Genomic DNA, 23,371 nt, shown 5'->3' with positions numbered 1-23,371 from the left:
AATTCCTCCTTATGCGTGAACCGCAAGTCCGTCGACAGCAAGTGCTGCTTCTCCGAATGCTTCTGACAAGGCTGGGTGCGGATGTACGAGTTGTCCGACTTCCCATGCCGTTGCATTGAGTACGAGTGCTAATCCACCTTCACTAATCAGTTCCGTTGCTTTTGGTCCAACGATGTGAACGCCGACAAGATCATCTGTCTTCGCATCGGAGACGAGCTTGATGAAGCCTGCCGCCTCTCCTTCGATCCGCGCTTTCCCTAATCCGTTGAACGAGAAGCTTCCGACCTTAACGTCCATTCCGGCACGTTTCGCTTCGTCTTCCGTCAAACCGACCGATGCCGCTTCCGGTACGCTGTAGATACAACGTGGTACGAACGCATACTCAAGTGGTGTCGTCGTTCCGTTTACGATCGCCTCGACCGCTTTGACACCTTCTGCTGACGCAACGTGCGCCAGTTGTAAGCGACCGATGACATCCCCGATCGCATAGATATGTTGATCCTTCGTCCGGAAATGGTCATCTACTTGGATGAAGCCATTTTCGACGACGATATTCGTGTTTTCAATCCCGATGCCTTCGACGTTCGCCATTCGACCGATTGCGACAAGCAATTTATCCGCTTCAAGCGTCGTTTGTTCTCCGTTACGGTCGATCGCAATCGAGACACCGTCTTCTGACATCCGGAACGTGTCACTTTGTGCAGCTGCGCCGGTATGAATCTTGACGCCCCGCTTTTTCAATTGACGAGCGACTTCACGACTGACTGCCGCATCTTCCGTCGGTAAAATCCGGTCGCTGAATTCGACGACCGTTACTGCGACGTCAAAATCCGTCAACATCGATGCCCATTCGACACCGATGACGCCGCCACCGATGATGACGATCGACTTTGGCAAATCTGCCATATCGAGTGCATCATCCGAGCTGAGGACATACTCTGAATCAAAAGCGAGTCCGTTCAATGGACGTGGACGCGACCCTGTCGCGACGATCAATTGACGCGGAAGGATCAACTCGCCTTCGCCTTCTTCCGGCTCGACACTGATCGTCCCTGGCATCGGTGAAAAGATACTTGGTCCAAGAATCGAACCCCGACCATGGAATACTTCAATTTTCCCTTTTTTCATCAGATGCTGAATGCCTGCTTCTAACCCATCCACGATCTCTTGCTTTCGTTGTTTGACCTGTTCGAATCGTAAAAACGATTCCGGTACGTCCACGCCATATGTAGCAGCGTGTTTGACCGTCTGATAGACTGCTGCTGATTTCAAAAAGGCTTTGGATGGGATACAGCCACGATGTAGGCATGTGCCACCCAGTTTCCCTTGTTCTACGATTGCTACCGACTTCCCGGCTTGTGCTGCACGAATCGCAGCGACATATCCACCGGGTCCACCACCTAGGACAACGACGTCGAATTCTCTAGCCATGTTGGTTCGCCTCCATATTCCTTAACTTCCTCTTCCCCACGTAAGACACGCAACACTCCTTCTGCGAGCGCCTGTAACTCATCCTCACCTGGGCTACGTACGACTTGACCAAGATGTGCGACACGTTCTTCGATCGCGCTCGTCAACCGATCACTATAAGCAAGTCCACCCGTTAAGATGATCGCATCGACCTGTCCGAACAATACGGCACTTTGACCGGCAATCTCTTTCGCAATCCGGTACGCCATTGCGTCATATAAGAGGGCTGCTTGCTCGTCTCCTGCTTCAATGCGTCGTTCGATTTCGATCGCGTCGAACGTACCCAAGTGCGCGACAAGTCCGCCTGACCCAACGACCAGACGCTTCATCTCTTCAAGTTTATACTTGGTACTATAACATAGTTCTACTAGTTGACCAACAGGTAGCGATCCGCTCCGCTCTGGTGAAAACGGACCTTCTCCGTCAAGTCCATTATTCACATCGATGACACGTCCGTCTTGGTGTACACCGACCGTAATGCCGCCACCCATGTGTGCGATGATCAAGCGCAATTCCTCATACGGACGTCCGATTTCCTTCGCAAACCGTTTCGCGACAGCTTTTTGGTTCAAGGCATGAAAAATACTCTTTCGTTCAAGTTCAGGTAAGCCTGTAATCCGTGCAATCGGCTCTAGTTCGTCAACGACGACCGGATCGACGATGAACGACGGGATGTCGAGTGTCCGCGCGATTTCGTCCGCAAGGAGTCCACCGAGGTTCGATGCATGAACGCCAAAAATACCACTGAGTAAGTCTTCTCGCATTTCCCGATTGACGGCATACGTCCCACTGACGAGTGGTCGAAGTAGCCCACCACGTCCAACAACTGCAGTAAGCGCTTTCAAATCAATCTGCTCTTCGGCTAACACTTCGAGTAACACATGACGACGCATCTCCAGCTGCGCTGGAAGCGGTCCTCCGACCGCTTCCGCTGGATGGCGTAACGTCTTCGTGAACACCTGATTCGCCCCTTCGAAGATACCAATCTTCGTCGACGTCGAACCGGGATTGATCGTTAAAATACGTTCGCTCATGGATATCCTCCTCTGATCAGCCACGTGATCCTAGAATGTTTTTATCACGACGCAAGAACTGACTGCGGGCACTACGCATCGTTGCAATGCGCTCTTCTGCCATTTTTTCAGCAGCACGGTATGTCGGTAAATGATCACGTTTTGCAATTTCGAATACTTTCGTTACAGCGTCATAGACGAGTTCAACTTTTTTCATAGCACGGTCGCGGTTGTATCCGTCGAGTTCATCGGCAACGTTGATGACACCACCGGCATTGATGACGAAGTCTGGTACATATAAGATATCGCGCTCTTCGAGCATGTCACCATGGCGATCTTCTTTAAGTTGGTTATTTGCTGCACCAGCGATGATTTTGACTTTCAATTGTGGAATCGTTTCATCGTTTAATGTCGCACCAAGGGCACATGGTGCAAAGATGTCCGCTTCGACGCTATAGATGTCTTCTGGTGCGACGATCAAGGCACCGAATGCTTCTTCTGCACGTTGTAGCGCTTCTTGGTTGATGTCCGTGACGATCAACTTCGCTCCTTCTTCATGTAAATGACGGCACAGGTTGAAAGCAACGTTACCGACACCTTGGATTGCGATCGTTTTGCCGCCGAGTGAATCCGTTCCGTACACTTCTTTTGCCGCTGCTTTCATACCACGGTAAACACCGTACGCTGTGACTGGTGAGGGGTTCCCACTTGATCCGAATGCTGGGCTGACACCTGTAACGAAGTCCGTCTCCATATGGATGTAATCCATGTCTGCTACTGTTGTGTTGACATCTTCTGCTGTGATGTAACGACCGTTGAGTGACTGAACGTAGCGACCGAATGCCCGGAAGAGTGCTTCTGATTTTTGTGTTTTCGCATCACCGATGATGACAGCTTTACCGCCTCCGAGGTTTAAACCAGCTGCTGCGTTCTTATACGTCATTCCTTTTGATAAACGGAGCGCATCAATCAATGCTTCCTCGTCTGATGCATAGTTCCACATGCGAAGTCCACCGAGTGCTGGACCGAGTGTCGTATCATGAATCGCGATGATCGCTTTTAACCCAGATACTTTATCGTGACAAAAAACAACTTGTTCGTAATCTTCCATCTCCATTGTTTCAAAGATACTGAAGCGTGATTCTACGTTTGTTTCGACCATTTTAAGTTCCTCCTCAAGTTGTTTGTTTTACTTTTTTCGTCTGTTGAGCATTTAATAGCGCAAAGGCTAATGAGTACATTTTTGCTTCTGCTGTATCAGCACGGCTTGTCAATACGACTGGAGCCCGTGCTCCGACGAGAATCGCCGCAACGGATGCATGTGCGAAATACATCAGTGATTTGTAGATGACGTTCCCGACTTCAATTTGTGGGACAACGAGTAGGTCCGCTTGACCTGCTACATCCCCTGTTAAACCTTTTTGTTGTGCTGCGACAAGGTTCACGGCATTGTCGAGCGCGAGTGGTCCGTCCACAAGGCAATCCTTGATTTGACCACGTCGGTTCATTTGTGTCAGAAGCGCAGCATCAATCGTTGCCTGCATTGTCGGATTGACGACTTCGACTGCAGCTAAAACTGCGACTTTTGGTAATCCGTAACCGAGCGCTCTTAAAGCGGAGACACCGTTTTCGATGATTTTCACTTTGTCTTCGAGTGACGGTTGGATATGAATCGCTGCATCGGTCAATCCAATTGCCGATTCACGTCCCGGTACTTCAAACAATGCGACATGCGACAAGACATTTCCTGAACGTAGACCTGTTTCCTTATTCAAGACAGCTTTCATGAACGTTGCTGTCGGAACGAGACCTTTCATCAACACGCTCGCATCCCCTTTGCGAACGGCATGAGCAGCGCGTTCAGCCGCTTCTTGCGATGTAGAGGTATGGGTAATCACAAATTGTGACTCCCGTAATGCCCGTTTTTGAATCATATGCTGGATTCGCGTCGCATCCCCGAACAAATGAAAACGCGCTAAGTCGTTCTCAATTGCTAATGCGACAGCATCCATCACTTCTTCGTCATCTGCAGCTGCTATCGCAACGACGGAATCTTCGAGTCGAGCTGCCAGCTCAACCATTTCACTGAATCTCACCGTATTCCCCCCTTACCTGTCATACATAAATAGTAATAGCAATTTTCGTGCCAAATTAAAAGAGACGGTAGGACAAGCAAGAACGTCTTTAATTTTGCACGCTTTTGCATTTTTTGCAATATATTGCACGCAAAAATTTGCGTTTCACGAATAGATGTTAAATCGTTCCACTTTATAATAGAGTGCGCGGAGTGAAATCCCGAGTTGCTTCGCCGCTTCTGTTTTGTTGCCATTAAAGGCAGTAAGCGCTTCCCGAATCAACCGTTCTTCGACGTGTGACATCTCATCTGATAAATGCTTGATTTCCTTTTTCTGTCTGGTTGCAACTTTTGTTGTTTGTGGAACGACCAGTTGAAGGTGTCCTTTCCGTAAGACCGTTTCCGTTTTATCAGTAAAAATCAAGGCGCGTCCAATGACATTTTCGAGTTCACGAACGTTTCCTTTCCACGGTTGCTTCTTCATTGCTTCAAGTACATCATCCGAGATCCGCCCAACCGATCGTCCATAACTCTGATTCAATTTACGCAGTAAATGTAATGTTAAAGGAGCAATATCATCCGGACGCTCCCGGAGTGATGGAATGTGAATTGGTAAACGATTGATTCGATAATAGAGATCTTCTCGGAACTCATTCATAATGATTTTTTGTTCCAGATTGGCATTCGTCGCTGCGATGATTCGAACGTCGACCGGAATCGCCTTTGTTCCACCAACACGAACGACTTCATTTTCCTGCAACACGCGTAACAGTTTGGCCTGGACGTCGAGCGGCAGTTCTCCGATTTCATCTAAGAACAATGAACCACCGTGTGCTTCTTCGAAGTAACCTCGCTTGCCGCCGCGCCGTGCCCCTGAGAACGCTCCATCCTCGTAACCGAATAGTTCACTTTCGAGTAACGTCGGTGCAATCGCCGCACAGTTGACGCGGACGAATTGTTCATATTTACGTTCGCTCGCCGCATGGATCGCGTGTGCGAACAACTCTTTTCCGGTTCCGGATTCACCACGAATCAACACGTTAACTGGCATTGTTGCTGCAAGTTTCGCTTGGTCGACGACGAAGCGCATCGCCTCACTCTCAGCAATGATATCGTCAAACGTATACTTCGCTTCGAGTGTCCGAATTTTTTGACGTGCTGCCTTTAATTCCTTGGCGAGTGCTTTCATTTCTGATATATCTCGAATGACACCGACAGAACCACGGACTTGTCCATCGACGATAACAGGTGCAGCATTCACGATGATGTCCCGTTGATCTTGCCCGATCTTCATACGAACATCTCGCACATTCTCGCCTGTACTCAAGACTTTTAAATGAACCGAATCTTGCATTCCGATGTCGGCACTTGCCGGTTTTCCAACGACATCCCGTTCCGTGAAACCCGTCATTCGTGTGTATGCCGGATTGATCATCATCGTTTGACCGTCTTGATCAGCGACGGAAATCGCTTCACTCGTACAATGAATGATGGCTTCGAGCATTTTTTCTTTTTCAGTCAGACGCTCGAGTAACACTCTGACGAACTCTCCCGGCAAAACCGCTGCTCCTGGAAAATCATGAATCAATTGTTCCAGTACGCCATTTTCTCCCGTAGCGTCAATAATAAAATCAACATCTGTCCCTTCGAATGCAGACCAGTTCGTTTCGATACGAATCTCAGCGCGACGTGCAAGCGCTACCCCAGGTGCGTCCATGTTTGGATCGACAAGGCCAATGACCGTTAATAATGGTGAACGTTGGAACGCATGCAGGACTTCCGTCCCCCCTTGACCAGCCCCAATGACAAGTAGATGATGCATATGAATCTCCCCCTTTGAAACTGCTTACATTTCTATCGTACTCGGAATAAAATAGGGAAGCAAACCCGATTCGCAGAACGATCGATTTTTTGATACAATACGCTTGGAAAGGAGTGGCGTCCTATGCGTATCATTGGTTTGCTCTCGTTATTGATTCCTGGCATCATCGGTGCAATTGGTATTAAACTCATGCGTGACAGCGTATTTCTAATTGCTCAAGTCCCCTTTAAATACTTAGGCGATGCAGGATATGTATATGTCTTACAAGGCCTCGTTGGTTTGATTCTTGCGATGGGTGGCATCGGTTTTGTCGCAGGATATGTCTTTTATCGCGATCGTAAGCGTGGTAAAGTCTCCGACCGCTATCAAAAAAAATGAACACAGAAAAAGGTCCCCATCTCTTGAACTCATTTCAAGCGCGGGACCTTTTACTCGTATAAAATTGGTTTCACTTACGGATGAACTCCTCTCATAGTTAGAACTATTCGTGTACTCCAAAACCTTAGGTGTTCCTCTTAATGAAGAGGTGGAAAGAAATCAGATCTGGCTATCGGGCTAACGATAGAATGGTATTTCAGTTCCATCATCTGACTGTACTCAGGACCTAGGTGGAGCGTAATGTCATCCGCTTGAAGCAGTCAAACATTCGGTTGCTAACAATCACTGCTAGACAACACTCCTTTTCACGAACTGTACTTTTTCATTTTAGACGATCCGTTACCTTCCACTTTTCCCTAGCTTCGAAATCATGGAAGCTCCCATTCATTCGAGATTTCCCATCTAGAATGAACAAGATACCTTGGTACGACTTCTACCAAGAGAATGTCGTCCGGCATTCTTGAGCCATTTACAGTTGGCGTTCTGAGATGATGTTCATCAACGGGATTTCCGGAGTCCTCGCCGACTCGACGTTCATCTGACGTCTTGCCAAATCATTTGGTATCTTTATTATAACAAACATTTCAGTTTATGCAATATTTATTTGTAAACGCTTTTATTTTTTTTTAAGGCTACGTACGGTATGCTGGATGAAGAACATAATCGAAAGGAGATCGTGTATGCGAAAAATCATCGTATTCGAACATCTATCTTTAGACGGTGTCGTTCAAGCACCGAGCGGCAAAGATGAGGATGTGAGCAACGATTTCAAGCACGGTGGGTGGACTGCTCCATTTCAACACCCTGAGATCGGTCAGGTCATTCGAGGATGGATGCATGAGGACTGCTCCCTGTTGCTTGGTCGCGCGACTTACGAGCAATGGTCGAGTTATTGGCCACATCATGCCGATATCTGGCCAGTAGCTGATCGTGCTATGAAGTATGTCGCTACGCGTCATGCACCACCTGTCCTTTGGCAGCCGACGACATATTTGAATCAACCGACTTCTGAACTCACACGCTTGAAGCAACAAGACGGACCACCGCTTCACGTCTGGGGGAGTAGTCAACTCGTTCATGCGCTTTATCAAGCCGATCTGATAGATGAACTTCGATTGATCATCTATCCCGTCATCATTGGTTCGGGTAAACGCCTGTTTCCCGACCACGGAATGGCGCCCCTCACTTGGAACGTCAGGAACGACAGACGTTTGAAAACGGCGTGTTGATTGTTTGTTATGAACGAAATAAGAATTAAAAACACACCGTCTATCCATTAGACGGTGTGTTTGCTTTAACCAGATTGTTCTTGATTCATATGGCTCGATACATATGAGATGAATTCCGAGTTCTTCGGACTTTTCTCTTGTTCGATGCGACCATTAAAGAGTTCGTGCTGTTGCATCCCTTCATTCCATGCCGACTTGATGGCGTGACGCATTGCCCGTTCGACACGTGAAGCCGTCGTTTGATGTTTTTTGGCGATTGTCGGGTATAGTTCCTTTGTGATCAAACCGAGTAAATCTTCGCGTTCGAGCACCATCAATACAGCATCTTTTAAATACGTAAACCCTTTGATGTGCGGGGCAATCCCCACTTCTCGGAGTGTCGTACCGACTTTCAAGTCAATCGTTTCAACCGTCGGCGCTTGTCCTTGATTCGTCACAAGACGAATTTTTTGGACAAGCTGGTCCATACTGAACGGTTTAAGTAAGAAATACGATGCCCCAAGGGTAACCGCCTGTTGTGAGACTTCGTCCTTACCGAAAGCACTCAGCATGATGACAGCAGGATTCTTCTTTTTCTTCATCAACTCTTCGAGCACACCGAGCCCATCTAAATGGGGCATGATGATGTCGAGAAGTAATACATCGACTTCATGTTCTTTCATACGTTCGAGACAACTCTCGCCGTTGTAGGCGACGCAAACGACTTCCATGTCTTCTTGCGCAGTGATATGTTGGCGAATCAATTCAACCATTTCGCGATTATCATCTGCTATCCCGACTTTAATCAATCCTTACACCCCATTTTTAAGCGATTCTTTCATCGTCTTCGCCTGATCCATCAATTCTTCGGCATGACGTAACGTCAAATCCGTCATATGCGCACCGGAAATCATCCGTCCGAGCTCGTTTCCTCGGTCTGACTGAGACAAGACGTTAACTTGAGTCGTCGTACGGTCCGTCTCTTCGATTTTTCGAATATACAGATGTTGATCAGCCATTGAAGCGACTTGTGGTAAGTGCGTGATACAGAGCACTTGTCCGTCTACTGACAAACGATAGATTTTTTCAGCCATCGCTTGTGCGACACGACCCGAGACACCCGTATCGACTTCATCAAAAATGATGGAAGAGACTCCGACCGAGCGTGAGAAGATTGATTTCAGTCCGAGCATGATTCGAGATAATTCTCCGCCTGACGCGACTTTTCCAAGTGACTTAAACGGCTCTCCCGCATTCGTCATGATAAAGAACTCGACTTGGTCGATTCCGTTCTTCCGTAACATCGGCGTTTTCCCGTCCTGAAGAAAACGAATTTCGAATCGTGCTTTTTCCATGTAAAGCTCACGTAATTCCAAATGAATCGCTTCACTTAATTGAATCGCTGCTTTACGTCGTTGTTGTGAGAGTCGACCACCAATCTCAAACAATTCGCCTTCGAGCTGTTCGACTTCGGCTTTTAATCGTTCAATCCGTTCATCTCGATTCGTCATCGTATCGAGTTCGACTCGAATCTTCTCACCGTACGCGATGACTTCTTCGATCGTCGCCCCATATTTTCGTTTCAGCTGTTGAAAGACCGATAAACGTTGTTCGATCTCATCAAGTCGATTGGAATCAAACTCGAGTGTTTCGAGTTGATCCCGGATGGCATAACCTACTTCTTCTAGTCCATAAAAGGCGCTCGCGATCGCGTCACTCTGCTGAGAAAACTGTTCATCGATGCTCGATGCTTGCTGTAATTCACGCATCGCGTCTCCAACAGAGTCGATGCCGCGCATCTCATCATGTAGAGCATCATACGCAGTTTTCAACGATGCATATAATTTCTCGAAGTTCGCGAGGCGATTTCGTTCAACGAGCAATTCATCTTCCTCATGTGCCCGAAGTTTTGCCCCTTCAATCTCTTCCGTCTGAAACGATAATAAATCGATGCGTTGTGCGAGCTCTTGCTCACTTTGTGCGAGTGATTGCAAAGCCGCCCGTTTTTCTTCGTATGCTTGATACCCCGATTGATAGGCTTGTAGTAACGGTGCAATCGTCTCTTGCGCGAAGTCATCGAGAATCGCTTGATGATACGTACTGTCCATTAAATGCTGATGTTCATGTTGCCCGTGCATGTCGACGAGGACGCGCCCGAACTCACGTAAGATCGTCAGTGTGACCAGCTTGTTGTTGACGCGACAGACACTTTTCCCGGTCGCGAACAGATCACGTCTTAAGATGATCAATCCATCTTCGATATCGATGCCATATTCTTCTGCGAGATCATAGACGAGATGGTCGTCTTCAATCAGAAATAGTCCTTCTAACTCCGCTCGATCTTCCCCGTATCGAACGAATTCCGAAGAACCACGTCCACCAATCAACAAACCGATTGCGTCGAGAACGATCGATTTACCGGCACCTGTTTCCCCAGTCAAGACGGTCATTCCTTTTTTAAAGTCGATCTGTAGCTCGTCAATGATCGCAAATTGTTTGATCGATAATTCAGCTAGCATCCTGTCAACTCCTTACAGCATTTCTAAGATTCGTTCCGTCACTTCTTTCGCCTGCTCCTCACTCCGTGCGATCAACAGGATCGTATCATCCCCACACACCGTTCCAAGCAGTTCGTTCCAGCTCAAATGATCCAATAAGACAGCGACTGCATTCGCATTTCCAGGTAGGACATGCATGACAATCAGATTTTGAGCAGAATCAATCGAGATGAAGCTATCCCCGAGCAGACGCCGCAATTTCCCGAGTGGGTTGAAGCGTTGATCGGCAGGTAAGCTATATTTATAACGTCCATCATTCAACGGGACTTTGACGAGATGGAGTTCCTTGATATCTCGTGATACCGTTGCCTGTGTCACCTTATATCCTGCATTTCGTAATTCCTCTACCAATTCATCCTGGGTTTCTACTTCCGATTGGGTGATGATTTCCCGAATCTTAATCAATCGTTGCCCCTTTGTCATCCCTGCACCTCACAGTATTTTTCGATGTTACTATTGTAATCCAATAAATCATTAAAAGTCCACGTTTGCCATTTTATTATGAGGTTTCATCGTACTGAACAACAACGAAGACGGACCCATGAACCGGATCCGCCTTCGTTTTCATCTGTTCATTTAAAGACTAGCGTGTGCTCGCTTGACCGTCTCTACCGCATTAACGGATGCATCGAGTCCTGGTTGACCAAGACGGGCATGTAACAAGAACTCGATATTACCCTCTCCACCAGTAATCGGTGAGTAATCGAGTTGCTTGACGTAGAATCCTTGTTGAATGAAGAATTCGATCATCTCATCGAGCACTCGGATATGAATCCGTTCGTCCCGCACGATCCCTTTTTTACCAATATCATCGCGCCCTGCTTCGAATTGCGGTTTAACGAGCGCCATGACATCTCCTCCTTCGACGAGAATCGTTTTCAGTGGAGGAAGCATCAACCGTAACGAGATGAATGAGACATCAATCGTCGCGAACTGTGGCGAGACAGAGAACATGTCTGGTGTGGCATGCCGGAAATTCGTTTTTTCCATTACCGTCACGCGATCATCTGAACGAAGTTTCCAGTCCAGCTGATTCGAACCGACATCGAGGGCGTACATATGCGCTGCTCCATTTTGTAAGGAACAGTCCGTAAAACCACCCGTTGAAGATCCGATATCAAGACCCGTTTTGCCCGTGACATCAAAATCGAATACTTGAAGTGCCTTTTCCATCTTAAAGCCGCCACGACCAACATACGGCATCAATTGACCTTTGACATGCAGATCAATATCCGATTTGACCTTTTCACCGGCCTTCTCCAGTCGTTCCGTCCCGCTAAAGACGAGTCCAGCCATGATCGACCGCTTCGCTTTTTCACGCGTTTCAAACAAACCGCGCTCGACGAGAAGAACGTCGAGGCGGATTTTTTTTACATTTTCCATGAATCGTCACACACTCTGTTTCTTTCCTTGATTGACGAAAGCGCGTACTTCTTCTGCGATTTGTCCAGGTAATAATCCGATTTCTTCAAGTAACTCATTGACACCGCCATGCTCGATATACCAATCCGGAATACCGAAACGCTTGACACGTGGGAATGCTTCCTGCTCGTTCGCATGCTCAAGAACAGCTGATCCAAATCCACCTTTTAGGACAGCTTCTTCGAGCGTCACAAGTGGGATGCCTTCTGCATAAAGTGCATTCAGCATTTTCTCATCAAGCGGTTTGATCGTCCGAGCATTGATGACACGAACCGAAAGTTCGTCCGCTAGGAGATTTGCAATCTTAAGTGCATCCTGCACTTGTGGTCCGAACGCAAGAATCGCGACATCCGTTCCTTCGCGTTCGACTTCCCATGTATCAAGTGAAATTTCGTGCAATGTCTCATCCATTGGTACACCAATTCCTTCGCCACGCGGGAAACGAACGGCGATTGGTCCTTCGTATTTAACAGCAGAATAGAGTAAGTGCTGCAGTTCATTCTCATCTTTTGCCATGACGATTCGAATATTCGGCACATGGCGCATGAAGGCAATATCGAAGACCCCTTGGTGTGTCTCTCCATCTGCTCCGACGAGTCCTGATCGGTCAATCGTAAACGTCACGTCGAGATTTTGACGCGCGACATCATGGACGAGTTGATCGTATGCGCGCTGGAAGAATGTCGAGTAGATCGACACAACCGGTTTCATGCCTTGCGTCGCTTGACCTGCAGCGAACGTGACAGCGTGTTGTTCCGCGATCCCAACATCAAACATCCGCTCTGGGAATTCTTTTTCAAAACAATCGAGTTTAGAACCGACACTCATCGCTGGCGTGATCAATGTCAGCTTTTCATCATCGCGTGCTATCTTCGTTAAGGTATCCGCTACCGTAAAGGAATAACTTGGTGCTTTTGATTTCCCTTTGATAACTTCGCCAGACTCCATCTTGTATGGTCCAAGACCATGCCACGTGCCGACTCCGTCGAACTCTGCCGGGCGATAGCCCTTCCCTTTTTTCGTGATGACGTGAAGCAGGACAGGTCCTTCTTCTTTTTTTACGTAGTTGAGTTGTTCGATCAAATCATTAAGATCGTGTCCATCGACCGGACCATAATAGTTGAAGCCGAGCTCTTCGAAGAACATACCAGGCACAAGTGCTCCTTTGACGGCTTCCTTCAATTTCTCGCTTCCTTTTTCAAGGCGTCCGCCAATGACCGGAATTTTTTTAATTAACGTTTCGAGCTCATCTTGTGCATAACGCACTTTGCGTGATGAACGAATCCGTCCGAGCATTTGATGCATCGCCCCAACGTTTGGTGCAATCGACATCTCGTTATCGTTCAAGATGACGATGACATTTTGTTGTTCTGCTCCGATGTGATTCAATGCTTCAAGTGCCATACCACCTGTCAAAGCACCGTCACCGATGATTGCGACTGCACGATCATCCTTACCGCTCAGTTCATTCGAGACAGCAATCCCCATTGCTGCTGACAGAGACGTCGAGCTGTGTCCTGTCTCCCAAACGTCGTGCACACTCTCATTACGTTTTGGGAATCCACAGAGTCCCTTATGCTTGCGAAGCGTATCAAACTGGCTCGCACGTCCTGTGAGAATCTTGTGCACATATGCTTGGTGTCCGACATCCCAGACGAACTTGTCATTCGGACTGTTGAATTCACGATGCAACGCAAGCGTCAACTCGACGACACCAAGGTTCGGTGCTAAGTGGCCACCTGTCGTAGCTAATTCTTCAATCAAAAAGCGTCGAATGTCGCCAGCGAGGACTTCGAGTTCGGAGACCGACATACGCTTTAAAAATGACGGATCCTGTATTTCTGTCAATTTCATACCTTACCGCCTCTTTTCCTTACAATCTTATAGGGTTTGTACCCTACATTGTACTAGAACAATCTATTGAGCGCCATTGTCAGCATAGAAAAAGACGACGCAGATGCGTCGTCCTGCTTAATGGTCGCGCTTGACCACGAAGTCGAGCAGTTCCTTAAGTGTCGTCGCTTCGACCGATAATGCATCAATCGCTTGTTCCGCTGCTTCCACTTGGGCTGTCAGCGCACGTTTCGCCCCTTCAAGACCAAGTAATTTCGGATACGTTGCTTTTTCGTTGCCTTCGTCACTCCCAACCGGCTTCCCGATTTTTTCGGCATCTCCTGTTACATCCAAGATGTCGTCTTGGATTTGGAAGGCGATTCCGAGATGACGACCGTATTGTTGTAAGTGCTCAAGATCCGTCGAACTGACTGTTGCAAGCAAGCCACCCGCTTCAACAGCAAAGACGAGAAGTGCTCCCGTTTTCCGGCGATGAATCGATTCAAGCTCTGCTACATCGTTAATACCGCCACGCTCTCCGAGCATATCGTCGAGTTGACCACCAACCATACCCGTAGCACCCGCTGCCGCTGCCAACCGTTCGACAAGGGCAAGCTTCACTTCTGGCGAAGCCGGTGTCTCAAGAAGACAGCTAAAAGCGTTCGTGAGCAAGGCGTCTCCTGCTAAAATCGCTGTCGCTTCATCAAAAGCGATATGATTCGTTGGACGTCCACGACGGAGATCGTCGTCGTCCATTGCTGGAAGATCATCGTGAATCAGCGAATATGTATGAATCATCTCGAGCGCCGCAGCAGTCGCATCACCTTTTGAACGATCGATTGAAAAGGCATCGAGTACCGCATAAATCAAGGCTGGACGAATTCGTTTCCCACCCGCATCGAGTGAATACCGCATCGAGTCGCGTAAACGCTCCGGTGCATCGAGTCGCTCCATGAATTCTTCCATCTTGTTTTCGACTTGTGTCTTCCACTCATTCAAGGCAATCATTGCGCTCCTCCTTTTTCCCGTAGCGTACCATCTTGCTCCAGGATTTGATCGAGTTTTTTTTCAGCAACGGATAACTTTCCTTGGCAGAGAGCTGTCAACTTAACGCCCTCTTCATAAAGAGCCATCGCTTGTTCAAGAGGCGCTTCGCCCTCTTCTAGTAACGTGACGATTTCTTCTAGTCGTTCTAGTGCTTCTTCAAAAGATTGTTCGGTCTCCATCCTTATTCCCCATCCTCTCGTTTAGCACGAATCGTTCCATCATGGAAGCGGATATCGAACGAAGACGCTGTCAATGCCTTCGCGGAACGGACAATTTGTCCATCCTGTTCGACATACGTATAGCCGCGCATCAGGACATGCGTCGGACTGACGGAGTCGAGTCGCGCGAGCACATGACGCACCTGTTGTTGTTTCGATTGTAAGATCCGACGAACAATTTCGAGTCGACGACGCGATTGTTCAATCGTCGCCTTTTGTTGCACGAATCGATCACGTACCGGTACCCTCATTAAACGTGTGTGAAGACGCTCCACCTGTTGCTGGTTTTGCGCTACTACATGCTGGATCTCTTTTTGGAGCGACATCTCTGCTCGGTCCAATTGCTCTTGCTTCAATCCAAGTAGGACACGTGGTGATTTCAGTCCGTAACTCGTAGCAAGACGCGTCACTTGCTCCTGTTTACTCTTGAGAAGTTGTGCATACGTCCGTTCTAAACGTCGTTGTACATCCTGGACACGACGGACGAGTGCATCTGCTTCAGGTGTGACGAGTTCTGCCGCTGCCGTTGGTGTAGCGGCGCGAACGTCCGCAACGAAATCACTGATCGTAAAATCGGTTTCGTGACCGACGGCCGAGACGATCGGAATGCGTGATTCGAATACAGCTGTCACAACAGACATTTCATTAAATGCCCACAATTCTTCGATTGAACCGCCACCACGACCGATGATTAAGACGTCACAGGCAGCATGCTCATTCATCAACTGAATAGCACGACTGATTTGCGGTGCCGCGTCCGCTCCCTGTACAAGAACCGGGGCGAACACGATGGCTGCTTGCGGATAACGGCGACGGAGTGTCGTTGCGATATCATGAAGCGCTGCTCCTTTTGGAGACGTGATGATTCCGATGCGCTCCGGAAAAGCAGGTAACGGTTTTTTGATTTCTGGATCAAACCACCCACGCTCTTCGAGATCCACTTTTAAGCGTGAGAATGCCTCATATAGCGCCCCCACCCCATCTTCCGTCATCCGTTCGACATAGAGCTGCATCTCACCAGATGATACGTATACGGATAAGCGCGCCGTGACGACGACACGCATGCCATCGCGAACGTCTGCCTTGACGCGACTCGCATCACGGGCGAACATGACGGCTTTCATCCGCGACTGTTCATCCTTCAACGTAAAATAAAGGTGACCAGAAGAGTGTCGTTTAAAGTTCGACACTTCTCCCACCACCTGGACTTGTTGCAGAAGGGCGTCGCCTTCTAGTTCACGTTTGACATATTGGACTAAATCGGAAACGTGAAGAGGTTCGCTCATCGCGCAGCCTCAATCGTGTTGTGCAGTAGCATCGTAATCGTCATCGGACCAACACCACCCGGAACAGGTGTAATCATCGATGCAACATCTTGAATCGTATCAAATTCAACATCACCAACGAGTTTTCCATCGACGCGGTTTACACCAACATCAATGACGACAGCGCCCGGTTTCACCATATCCGCAGTAATCAGCTTTGGTACGCCGACTGCCACGATTAAGATATCCGCTTGGCGCGTCATCGCACCGAGGTCTTTAGTTTTTGAATGACAATAGGAAACGGTAGCCGATTCATTCAAGAACAACATACCGACGGGTTTACCGACGATTTGGCTACGTCCGACAACGACGACATGTTGACCTGCAATCGGTACGTTCATCTCTTTGACGAGATGGAGAATACCGTTTGGTGTACATGGTAAAAACGTCGGTTCACCAATCATCATTTTCCCAACAGAGACAGGATGGAAACCATCGACGTCTTTTTCAGGAGAAATCGCAAAAATGACTTTGCTTTCATCAATATGGTTAGGTAACGGCAATTGAACGAGAATCCCGTGGACACTCGCATCAACGTTCAGACGTTCGATCAAGTGAAGGAGCTCTGATTCCGTTGTTTCTGCCGGAAGCCGGATCAACTCCGAATCCATGCCGATTTCCTTCGCCGCCTTTTCTTTACCACGTACATAAGATTGACTAGCAGGATCTTCGCCAATCAGGATGACAGTCAATTGCGGTTGAATCCGCTGTTCTTTCAGACGTGCGACTTCTTCTTTCAGCTTCATACGATATGAATGGGCTACCTGTTTTCCATCGATTACTACTGCCATGATTTGTCCACTCCCCCAAAAAGTTCGATTCACTCTTCTGTCTGTTTGTCTCTATTCGGTTTTACATCGGTTTATGAGTTTTCTTTGACGACGCCTTGTGCAACTTTACCGAGAACACCGTTGACAATTTTCGTTGCTTCTTCGTCTGCGAACGCTTTCGTCAATTCGATAGCTTCGTTAATCGTCACTCGAACAGGAATGTTCGTTTCAAACAATAATTCGTAAACGGCTAAACGAAGAATCGTCCGCTCGATGTTTCCGAGTCGTTCGAACGACCAATTCACGAGTGCTTCGCGAATGTGTTGATCAATCGTTGCTTTGTTTGTTTCGACGCCGTTCACCAATTGCTCGACGAATGTGTCGTATTCCTTACCTTCTACCGCGAATTCAATGGCCTCTTGTGCAGTTAGATCCGAGAGTTCCATTTGGAACAAAGATTGGACTGCGAGTTCGCGTGCCATGTGTCGTTTCATCATGATTTTGCGTGCTCCTTTTTTTGTCGTTCTCAATCAGTTAGTTTAGCACATTCCTCTTTTAAAAAACATAGAGAACGCCAAAAAAAGACGGGAGTTCGTCACACAAACTCCCGTCCTGATTCAGTTTACGATCGTACCTTTTAACTCACGCTCAGCGAATTTTGTCGTGAATGTACCACGACGGAATACCGGGTGACTTAAGACACGTTCATGGAACGGAATCGTTGTTTTAACACCTTCGATCCAAAATTCAGCTAATGCCCGCTCCATCTTCGCACATGCTTCTTCACGTGTTTCCGCATGAACGATCAACTTTGCGACCATCGAGTCATAATACGGCGGAATCATATAACCTGGATAGACCGCACTATCGATTCGCACGCCCATGCCACCTGGTGTCACGTATTGTGTGACGCGTCCAGCAGACGGACGGAAGTCATGGTCTGGATCCTCGGCATTGATGCGGCATTCGATCGAATGACCATGGAATTTGATATCCTTTTGTTTGACGGCAAGTGGATGGTCAAGCGCGACTTGCAGTTGTGCTTGAACAAGGTCGAAGCCTGTGATCATTTCCGTTACCGGGTGCTCGACTTGAATCCGTGTATTCATCTCCATGAAGAAGAACTCTTCTGTCTCTTCGACGAAAATGAATTCAATCGTTCCAGCTCCCGTATACTGAATCGCTTGTGCGGCTTTAACGGCAGCCTCACCCATCTTCAGACGTGTCGCTTCACTGACTGCAGGCGATGGCGCTTCCTCGATCAGCTTCTGCATCCGGCGCTGAACCGTACAATCTCGTTCACCGAGGTGAATGACATTCCCGTGCCGGTCCGCAAGCACTTGTACTTCGACGTGGCGGAATTCTTCGATGAAACGTTCTAAGTACACATCACCGTTTCCGAAAGCTTGTTTTGCTTCACGGCGTGTCTCACTCAAGCCATTGATCAACTCTTCTTCCGAGCGGGCAACACGAATCCCTTTACCGCCACCACCAGCTGTCGCTTTGATGATGACCGGATAACCGATTTCTTGCGCGAGCGCGACCGCTTCTTCGTCCGTGACCGTTCCATCTGAACCCGGCACGACGGGTACTCCACACTCGATCATCGTCTTCTTCGCGACATCTTTTATCCCCATCTGACGGATCGCATCCGACGTCGGACCAACGAATTTGATCCCACACGCTTCACACATTTCGGCAAAGTCGACGTTCTCGGCTAAGAAACCATATCCTGGGTGAATCATCGTGACTTGACGGTTCGTCGCAATCGCGAGGATATTCGTAACGTTTAAGTAAGACGACGCAGAACTCGCTTCCCCGATACAATACGCCTCATCTGCTAGGCGAACATGTAGCGCTTCCTTATCTGCTGTCGAGTAGACAGCAACGGTCTGTATTCCAAGTTCCTTTGCCGCTCGAATGATGCGGACGGCAATTTCACCACGATTGGCAATCAATAATTTTTCCATGCTGTTCACCTCAATTTTACGGACGGATCCGGAAGAGTGGTTGACCAAATTCAACGAGATCTCCATCGGCGACAAGAATCTCGACGACCGTTCCAGATACTTCCGAGTTTAAGTTGTTGAAGAGTTTCATTGCTTCAAGGACACAGATGACTTGACCGACTTCGATCCGATCCCCGACTTTGACGTATGCCGGTTTATCTGGATTCGGACGCGAATAGAACGTTCCGACCATTAACGCATTGATCGTGACTGTGTCGTCTGCGACGACTTCTTCTTCAACAGGTGCTGCTACTTGCTTTACAGGAGCAGGTGCTGCTACTGAAGAAGCTGGCGCTTGATGCGAAACCGTCACCGTCTCTCCTTGTTTCTTCAACTTTAATTTATACGTATCCGTCTCGAGTGAGAGTTCGTTTACACTCGACTGATCGAGCATTTCGAGTACTTGTTTCAACTGATCGATTTTCATCTGTCATTCTTCCCCCATCTATGCTGTATTCACAATTATTATACCAGGTGCTAATGCCTACTCAAATACTTATATTAACTGGTCATACCATTGGATGCAAGTCATGCTGGATGAAAAAAGACGCCTCTCGACCTGATAGAAGGTGAGAGACGTCTTGTCGTTTCAATATTATCCGTTGTAACGACCTGTGAAATCACCTGTACGTGTATCAACCGTTACTTTTTCGCCTGCTTCGATGAAGAGTGGCACTTGAATGATGTGTCCTGTTTCTACAGTCGCATTTTTCTTAACGTTCGAAGCTGTATCACCTTTGACGCCAGGCTCTGCTTCAACGATCGTCATGACGACTGTGTTCGGTAATTCAAGACCGAGGATTTCGCCGTTGTAAACTGCAATCTGAACTTCCATGTTTTCAAGCAAGTATGGAAGAGCTGCTTCGACTTGTGCTGTCGTCAATTCCAACTGCTCATAAGATTCTGTATCCATGAAGACGTATGTCTCACCCATTGGGTAGAGATACTGCATCTTGTTACGCTCGATGTGCGCACGTTCAACACGCTCACCACCACGGAACGTCATCTCTTGGATGTTTCCGTTACGAATGTTACGCATTTTCGTCCGAACGAAAGCTGCTCCTTTACCCGGTTTAACATGTTGGAACTCAAGTACTTGCCAAATCATACCGTCTGAAGTCTTAATCGTTAATCCTGTTTTTAAATCGTTTACTGATACCATGAATGGTTCCTCCTAAAATGTCCCGTCACCCTACTTAGAGAGTGATCAGTTCTTTTGGTGAAGACGAAAGAATTTCTCGACCTGTTTCCGTGATCAAGACGTCATCTTCAATCCGGCATCCGCCGACTTGTGGCACATAGATGCCCGGTTCGACCGTAACGATCATGCCCGGTTCAAGTTTCGTCTCAGAACGGAAAGACAAGCCAGGTCCTTCATGTACTTCAAGACCGATGCCGTGTCCTGTCGAGTGACCGAAGTACTCGCCATATCCTGCTTCTTTGATGATATCACGTGTCAACGCGTCTGCTTCAATCCCTGTGATGCCTGGTTTTAAGCCATCGACACCCGCAAGTTGTGCTTGCAAGACCGTATCGTAGATCTTCTGCAATTCAGCGTTGATCGGACCGACTGCGACAGTCCGTGTGATATCTGAAACGTAACCGTTCAAGAGCGCCCCGAAATCAAGCGTCACGAGTTCACCCGTCGCAATGACCTTCGAACTGGCAACACCGTGCGGCAAGGCAGAACGATAGCCCGATGCAACGATCGTATCGAAAGAAGAAGACGTCGCTCCATGCTTACGCATGAAGAATTCTAGTTCATTTGATACTTCAAGTTCCGTCCGTCCTGGTTGAATGTACGTCAAGATGTGTTGGAAGGTCGCGTCTGCGAGCTCCACCGCTTCCTTAATCATCTTAATCTCTGATGAATCCTTAATCAAGCGTAGGTTTTCGATGATTCCCGTCGTTGGAACGAGTTCGATCGACGAAGCTTGATCGTACGCTTCAAAAGCACCAAGTGTCATCGCATCCTTTTCGACGCCAACCGCACGAACACGTGCCCCTGCCATCAACTCGCCCATCGTCTCTGGAATCGATCGTTCGATTTGGACTATCTCCATTCCTTTAACTTGATCTGCCGCTTGCTCCGTGTAACGGAAATCCGTCACGAAGTATGCTTGCTCTTCTGTTACGAGACATGCACCGCTTGAACCTGTGAAGCCTGAAATATAACGGATATTCTCTGCTTTCGTGACGAGTAATCCTGGAAGATCCCGTTCTTTTAATGCCGCTTGTAACGCTTCGATTCGTTGTTTCATGATTGATTTCCCCCTTATTCCGATTGTTGTAAAGCTTGGATCGCTTCCGTTGCCAGGCGATATCCGGTCATGCCGAGTCCAGCGATCACACCTCTGCAGACAGGTGCAATCATCGAATGATGCCGAAAAGATTCGCGTGCATGGACGTTCGATAGATGAACCTCGATGACGGGTGCTTCGATCGCAGCGATTGCGTCACGGAGAGCGATACTCGTATGCGTATAGGCAGCCGCATTCAAGACGATGCCGTCCGCCCCCCGTTCCTCATGAAGAACATCAATCAAACGCCCTTCATGGTTCGATTGTTCGAACCGAAACTGAATGTTCGGAAAATAAGCGCGAAGGTCGTGTTCTAAGTCGGCTAACGTCGCCGTTCCATATGTATCCGGTTCGCGTGTTCCGAGCAAATTCAAGTTTGGTCCATTTAAAATCAAGACACGCAAAAAAACACCTCCTCGAATTCTTTTTTATTGTATCATAACCCGATTTCCGACTCCTAAAGATTACCTCGTTTTGACGAGTCGAACATAGTTTTTTTAGCGTAAATCAAGTACACTGACGATACACCTTATTTTATGAAGACGGGATGCGTTCTATTATGAAAACGACTAATCCGCCGGTCGGTGGTCAAGCCATCGTCGAAGGCGTCATGTTCCAAAATGCGACCCACGCAGTCTCTGCGATTCGTCGAAATGACGATTCAATCGAGACCTTTGCCCAGAAAAAACCGATTCGCCCACGAATCGCTAAAGGAAAACGAATTCCACTTCTACGCGGTCTCTTTGCTTTAATGGAGTCTTCTGCGAATGGCGCCAGTCATATGAACTTCGCAAGTGATCGATACGGCGTCAAACCGGGGGAGGAAGAGCCAGAAGAAACGACTGCTAGTCCCTTAACGAAATGGCTCGGCGTCGCCGTTGTCGGAATCCTATCATTTTTCTTCGGTAAGTTACTCTTCACACTATTACCTGCTTTCCTTGCATCACTGTTTGATGTATTTCCTGCCTTATCTGGACATGTCATTCAGAATGTCATCGAAGCAGCAATCAAGTTAACACTTTTGTTCAGTTATCTCTACGTAATTTCGTTGACCCCGCTCGTCAAACGACTTTTTCAATACCATGGTGCCGAGCATAAAGTCATCAACTGTGTCGAGTCCGGACGTTCATTAACAGTCGAAAACGTCCGTATCAGTAGTCGACTTCATTATCGATGTGGATCGAGTTTCTTGATTTTCACCGTCATCGTCGGTTTTTTCGTCTACCTGATCGTTCCAACGGATCCTTTGTGGTTACGTCTCGTCTGCCGAATTGCTTTATTACCAGTCGTCATCGGTCTTTCGTTTGAAGTATTGCAACTAACAAATAAGGCACAGCACATCAAAGGACTTCGTGTCATTGCGTTGCCTGGTCTATGGTTACAGTACTTGACGACGAAAGAACCGGATGATTCACAAATTGAGGTTGCGATTTATGCGTTTGAAGCATTAGAAAAACAGGAACATAACCTACATGAGAATGCACTGGGTTAATCGATAACAGGGGTGATATTATGATCAGACAACGCATTGGTTCTACATTTGCACTCGTCGTGTTACTGTTCGCTTTTGTCGGCTTTGGATATAAACTCGTCAACAATCCAAGTAGTCTGTTTTCACAATTGCTGTTCTTCGGGATTACCGCCGGGATCATCTTCCTACTCTTTAAGTTCCTGACTCGTAATCGCAGCGTCGGAAATGGTACGAACGCGCAGTATCGTAAATCTGTCGCTCAATCAAAAAAAATGCATGGTACTTCGAATTCTGTTCGCCGGACAGACTTCAAGAAAAAACCGGTCAAGTCTTCGAAAGCACCCGCATCGAATAAAGTCAGACCGTTACGTGATCGTTCTAAAGCTCCTCATCTGACGGTCATCGAAGGTAAAAAAGGTAAAAAGAAAAAACGTGCTTTTTGATGATAAAAAG

At 47.7% G+C, this 23,371-nt stretch carries 24 protein-coding genes; 4 read left to right on the top strand and 20 right to left on the bottom strand.

What is annotated here, in order from left to right; genetic code table 11:
* Positions 1-9: 9 nt before the first annotated feature.
* The 5 genes from lpdA to ADM98_RS06825 form a co-directional block, all read right to left on the bottom strand.
* Positions 10-1,431: a dihydrolipoyl dehydrogenase gene (gene lpdA, locus ADM98_RS06845; RefSeq protein ID WP_029341109.1), complete on the bottom strand. Its 1,422-nt coding sequence runs from the start codon at positions 1,429-1,431 to the stop codon at positions 10-12.
* Positions 1,401-2,504: a butyrate kinase gene (gene buk, locus ADM98_RS06840; RefSeq protein WP_053454499.1), complete on the bottom strand. Its 1,104-nt coding sequence runs from the start codon at positions 2,502-2,504 to the stop codon at positions 1,401-1,403. The genes lpdA and buk overlap by 31 nt, the downstream gene beginning before the upstream one ends.
* Before the next feature lie 16 nt (positions 2,505-2,520).
* A complete protein-coding gene (locus tag ADM98_RS06835) occupies positions 2,521-3,645 on the bottom strand; it encodes a Leu/Phe/Val dehydrogenase (RefSeq protein WP_023467593.1) in 1,125 nt (374 codons plus the stop codon).
* Between the two features lie 13 nt (positions 3,646-3,658).
* Positions 3,659-4,579: a phosphate butyryltransferase gene (gene yqiS, locus ADM98_RS06830; protein WP_053452811.1), complete on the bottom strand. Its 921-nt coding sequence runs from the start codon at positions 4,577-4,579 to the stop codon at positions 3,659-3,661.
* A 144-nt stretch (positions 4,580-4,723) separates the two neighbouring features.
* Positions 4,724-6,379, bottom strand: a complete 1,656-nt coding sequence (locus ADM98_RS06825; RefSeq protein ID WP_053452810.1) for a sigma-54-dependent Fis family transcriptional regulator — start codon at positions 6,377-6,379, stop codon at positions 4,724-4,726.
* A gap of 123 nt (positions 6,380-6,502) precedes the next feature.
* Between ADM98_RS06825 and ADM98_RS06820 the strand changes: the two genes are divergently transcribed.
* Both ADM98_RS06820 and ADM98_RS06815 read left to right on the top strand, forming a co-directional pair.
* Positions 6,503-6,757, top strand: coding sequence for a DUF2627 family protein (locus tag ADM98_RS06820; RefSeq protein WP_053452809.1), 255 nt, complete (start codon positions 6,503-6,505; stop codon positions 6,755-6,757).
* 680 nt (positions 6,758-7,437) lie between these two features.
* The gene (locus ADM98_RS06815) at positions 7,438-7,986 is read left to right on the top strand and encodes a dihydrofolate reductase family protein (RefSeq protein ID WP_235504842.1); all 549 of its coding nucleotides are present in this window, start codon (positions 7,438-7,440) and stop codon (positions 7,984-7,986) included.
* A 65-nt stretch (positions 7,987-8,051) separates the two neighbouring features.
* Here the strand turns inward: ADM98_RS06815 and spo0A are convergent, their stop codons facing one another.
* The 15 genes from spo0A to aroQ all read right to left on the bottom strand — a co-directional run bounded on the left by spo0A (position 8,052) and on the right by aroQ (position 21,851).
* The gene (spo0A, locus tag ADM98_RS06810) at positions 8,052-8,774 is read right to left on the bottom strand and encodes a sporulation transcription factor Spo0A (protein WP_082318515.1); all 723 of its coding nucleotides are present in this window, start codon (positions 8,772-8,774) and stop codon (positions 8,052-8,054) included.
* 3 nt (positions 8,775-8,777) lie between these two features.
* On the bottom strand, positions 8,778-10,484 hold the full coding sequence (gene recN, locus ADM98_RS06805; RefSeq protein ID WP_053452808.1) for a DNA repair protein RecN: 1,707 nt from the start codon (positions 10,482-10,484) through the stop codon (positions 8,778-8,780).
* A gap of 12 nt (positions 10,485-10,496) precedes the next feature.
* Entirely contained in the window at positions 10,497-10,946 is a 450-nt protein-coding gene (gene ahrC, locus ADM98_RS06800) for a transcriptional regulator AhrC/ArgR (protein WP_023467586.1), read from the bottom strand.
* 153 nt (positions 10,947-11,099) lie between these two features.
* On the bottom strand, positions 11,100-11,906 hold the full coding sequence (locus ADM98_RS06795) for a TlyA family RNA methyltransferase (RefSeq protein WP_053452807.1): 807 nt from the start codon (positions 11,904-11,906) through the stop codon (positions 11,100-11,102).
* 6 nt (positions 11,907-11,912) lie between these two features.
* Positions 11,913-13,799 carry a 1-deoxy-D-xylulose-5-phosphate synthase gene (gene dxs / locus ADM98_RS06790; protein ID WP_053452806.1) on the bottom strand — a complete coding sequence of 629 codons (1,887 nt, stop codon included), beginning with the start codon at positions 13,797-13,799 and terminating at the stop codon, positions 11,913-11,915.
* Between the two features lie 117 nt (positions 13,800-13,916).
* Positions 13,917-14,786, bottom strand: coding sequence for a polyprenyl synthetase family protein (locus tag ADM98_RS06785; protein ID WP_053452805.1), 870 nt, complete (start codon positions 14,784-14,786; stop codon positions 13,917-13,919).
* Positions 14,783-15,004 (bottom strand): exodeoxyribonuclease VII small subunit, encoded by a 222-nt coding sequence (gene xseB, locus ADM98_RS06780; protein ID WP_023467583.1) that lies wholly within the window; start codon positions 15,002-15,004, stop codon positions 14,783-14,785. The genes ADM98_RS06785 and xseB overlap by 4 nt, the downstream gene beginning before the upstream one ends.
* A 2-nt stretch (positions 15,005-15,006) precedes the next feature.
* Complete coding sequence (gene xseA, locus ADM98_RS06775) at positions 15,007-16,329, bottom strand: exodeoxyribonuclease VII large subunit (protein WP_053452804.1); 1,323 nt, start codon at positions 16,327-16,329, stop codon at positions 15,007-15,009.
* Positions 16,326-17,159 carry a bifunctional methylenetetrahydrofolate dehydrogenase/methenyltetrahydrofolate cyclohydrolase FolD gene (gene folD / locus ADM98_RS06770; protein WP_082318514.1) on the bottom strand — a complete coding sequence of 278 codons (834 nt, stop codon included), beginning with the start codon at positions 17,157-17,159 and terminating at the stop codon, positions 16,326-16,328. Before folD ends, xseA begins: the two co-directional genes overlap by 4 nt.
* Positions 17,160-17,230: 71 nt before the next feature.
* Entirely contained in the window at positions 17,231-17,635 is a 405-nt protein-coding gene (gene nusB / locus ADM98_RS06765; RefSeq protein ID WP_023467580.1) for a transcription antitermination factor NusB, read from the bottom strand.
* A gap of 120 nt (positions 17,636-17,755) precedes the next feature.
* Complete coding sequence (gene accC / locus ADM98_RS06760) at positions 17,756-19,108, bottom strand: acetyl-CoA carboxylase biotin carboxylase subunit (protein WP_053452803.1); 1,353 nt, start codon at positions 19,106-19,108, stop codon at positions 17,756-17,758.
* A 16-nt stretch (positions 19,109-19,124) separates the two neighbouring features.
* Positions 19,125-19,574 carry an acetyl-CoA carboxylase biotin carboxyl carrier protein gene (gene accB / locus ADM98_RS06755; protein ID WP_053452802.1) on the bottom strand — a complete coding sequence of 150 codons (450 nt, stop codon included), beginning with the start codon at positions 19,572-19,574 and terminating at the stop codon, positions 19,125-19,127.
* A 168-nt stretch (positions 19,575-19,742) separates the two neighbouring features.
* The gene (gene efp, locus ADM98_RS06750) at positions 19,743-20,309 is read right to left on the bottom strand and encodes an elongation factor P (RefSeq protein WP_023467577.1); all 567 of its coding nucleotides are present in this window, start codon (positions 20,307-20,309) and stop codon (positions 19,743-19,745) included.
* Positions 20,310-20,343: 34 nt separating this feature from the next.
* Positions 20,344-21,408, bottom strand: coding sequence for a M24 family metallopeptidase (locus ADM98_RS06745; protein WP_035409103.1), 1,065 nt, complete (start codon positions 21,406-21,408; stop codon positions 20,344-20,346).
* A gap of 14 nt (positions 21,409-21,422) precedes the next feature.
* A complete protein-coding gene (gene aroQ / locus ADM98_RS06740) occupies positions 21,423-21,851 on the bottom strand; it encodes a type II 3-dehydroquinate dehydratase (protein WP_053452801.1) in 429 nt (142 codons plus the stop codon).
* A 155-nt stretch (positions 21,852-22,006) separates the two neighbouring features.
* Here aroQ and ADM98_RS06735 point away from each other — a divergent pair, with 155 nt between their 5' ends.
* Both ADM98_RS06735 and ADM98_RS06730 read left to right on the top strand, forming a co-directional pair.
* Positions 22,007-22,939: a DUF1385 domain-containing protein gene (locus ADM98_RS06735; protein WP_053452800.1), complete on the top strand. Its 933-nt coding sequence runs from the start codon at positions 22,007-22,009 to the stop codon at positions 22,937-22,939.
* A gap of 20 nt (positions 22,940-22,959) precedes the next feature.
* On the top strand, positions 22,960-23,361 hold the full coding sequence (locus tag ADM98_RS06730) for an SA1362 family protein (protein ID WP_053452799.1): 402 nt from the start codon (positions 22,960-22,962) through the stop codon (positions 23,359-23,361).
* Positions 23,362-23,371 lie beyond the last annotated feature (10 nt).

Origin of the sequence: Exiguobacterium sp. BMC-KP (genome assembly GCF_001275385.1) — a bacterium.
Lineage (GTDB): Bacteria > Bacillota > Bacilli > Exiguobacteriales > Exiguobacteriaceae > Exiguobacterium_A.
Note: the sequence above shows the minus strand (reverse complement) of the source record. Positions and strands in the feature narration are given on the sequence as shown.

Bases quoted from the DNA above. Each gene is read 5' to 3' on its own strand.
- lpdA (WP_029341109.1), bottom strand. From the start codon at position 1,431: ATGGCTAGAGAATTCGACGTCGTTGTCCTAGGTGGTGGACCCGGTGGA.
- buk (WP_053454499.1), bottom strand. From the start codon at position 2,504: ATGAGCGAACGTATTTTAACGATCAATCCCGGTTCGACGTCGACGAAG.
- ADM98_RS06835 (WP_023467593.1), bottom strand. From the start codon at position 3,645: ATGGTCGAAACAAACGTAGAATCACGCTTCAGTATCTTTGAAACAATG.
- ADM98_RS06825 (WP_053452810.1), bottom strand. From the start codon at position 6,379: ATGCATCATCTACTTGTCATTGGGGCTGGTCAAGGGGGGACGGAAGTC.
- ADM98_RS06820 (WP_053452809.1), top strand. From the start codon at position 6,503: ATGCGTATCATTGGTTTGCTCTCGTTATTGATTCCTGGCATCATCGGT.
- ADM98_RS06815 (WP_235504842.1), top strand. From the start codon at position 7,438: ATGCGAAAAATCATCGTATTCGAACATCTATCTTTAGACGGTGTCGTT.
- recN (WP_053452808.1), bottom strand. From the start codon at position 10,484: ATGCTAGCTGAATTATCGATCAAACAATTTGCGATCATTGACGAGCTA.
- ahrC (WP_023467586.1), bottom strand. From the start codon at position 10,946: ATGACAAAGGGGCAACGATTGATTAAGATTCGGGAAATCATCACCCAA.
- ADM98_RS06795 (WP_053452807.1), bottom strand. From the start codon at position 11,906: ATGGAAAATGTAAAAAAAATCCGCCTCGACGTTCTTCTCGTCGAGCGC.
- dxs (WP_053452806.1), bottom strand. From the start codon at position 13,799: ATGAAATTGACAGAAATACAGGATCCGTCATTTTTAAAGCGTATGTCG.
- ADM98_RS06785 (WP_053452805.1), bottom strand. From the start codon at position 14,786: ATGATTGCCTTGAATGAGTGGAAGACACAAGTCGAAAACAAGATGGAA.
- xseB (WP_023467583.1), bottom strand. From the start codon at position 15,004: ATGGAGACCGAACAATCTTTTGAAGAAGCACTAGAACGACTAGAAGAA.
- xseA (WP_053452804.1), bottom strand. From the start codon at position 16,329: ATGAGCGAACCTCTTCACGTTTCCGATTTAGTCCAATATGTCAAACGT.
- folD (WP_082318514.1), bottom strand. From the start codon at position 17,159: ATGGCAGTAGTAATCGATGGAAAACAGGTAGCCCATTCATATCGTATG.
- nusB (WP_023467580.1), bottom strand. From the start codon at position 17,635: ATGATGAAACGACACATGGCACGCGAACTCGCAGTCCAATCTTTGTTC.
- accC (WP_053452803.1), bottom strand. From the start codon at position 19,108: ATGGAAAAATTATTGATTGCCAATCGTGGTGAAATTGCCGTCCGCATC.
- accB (WP_053452802.1), bottom strand. From the start codon at position 19,574: ATGAAAATCGATCAGTTGAAACAAGTACTCGAAATGCTCGATCAGTCG.
- efp (WP_023467577.1), bottom strand. From the start codon at position 20,309: ATGGTATCAGTAAACGATTTAAAAACAGGATTAACGATTAAGACTTCA.
- ADM98_RS06745 (WP_035409103.1), bottom strand. From the start codon at position 21,408: ATGAAACAACGAATCGAAGCGTTACAAGCGGCATTAAAAGAACGGGAT.
- ADM98_RS06735 (WP_053452800.1), top strand. From the start codon at position 22,007: ATGAAAACGACTAATCCGCCGGTCGGTGGTCAAGCCATCGTCGAAGGC.
- ADM98_RS06730 (WP_053452799.1), top strand. From the start codon at position 22,960: ATGATCAGACAACGCATTGGTTCTACATTTGCACTCGTCGTGTTACTG.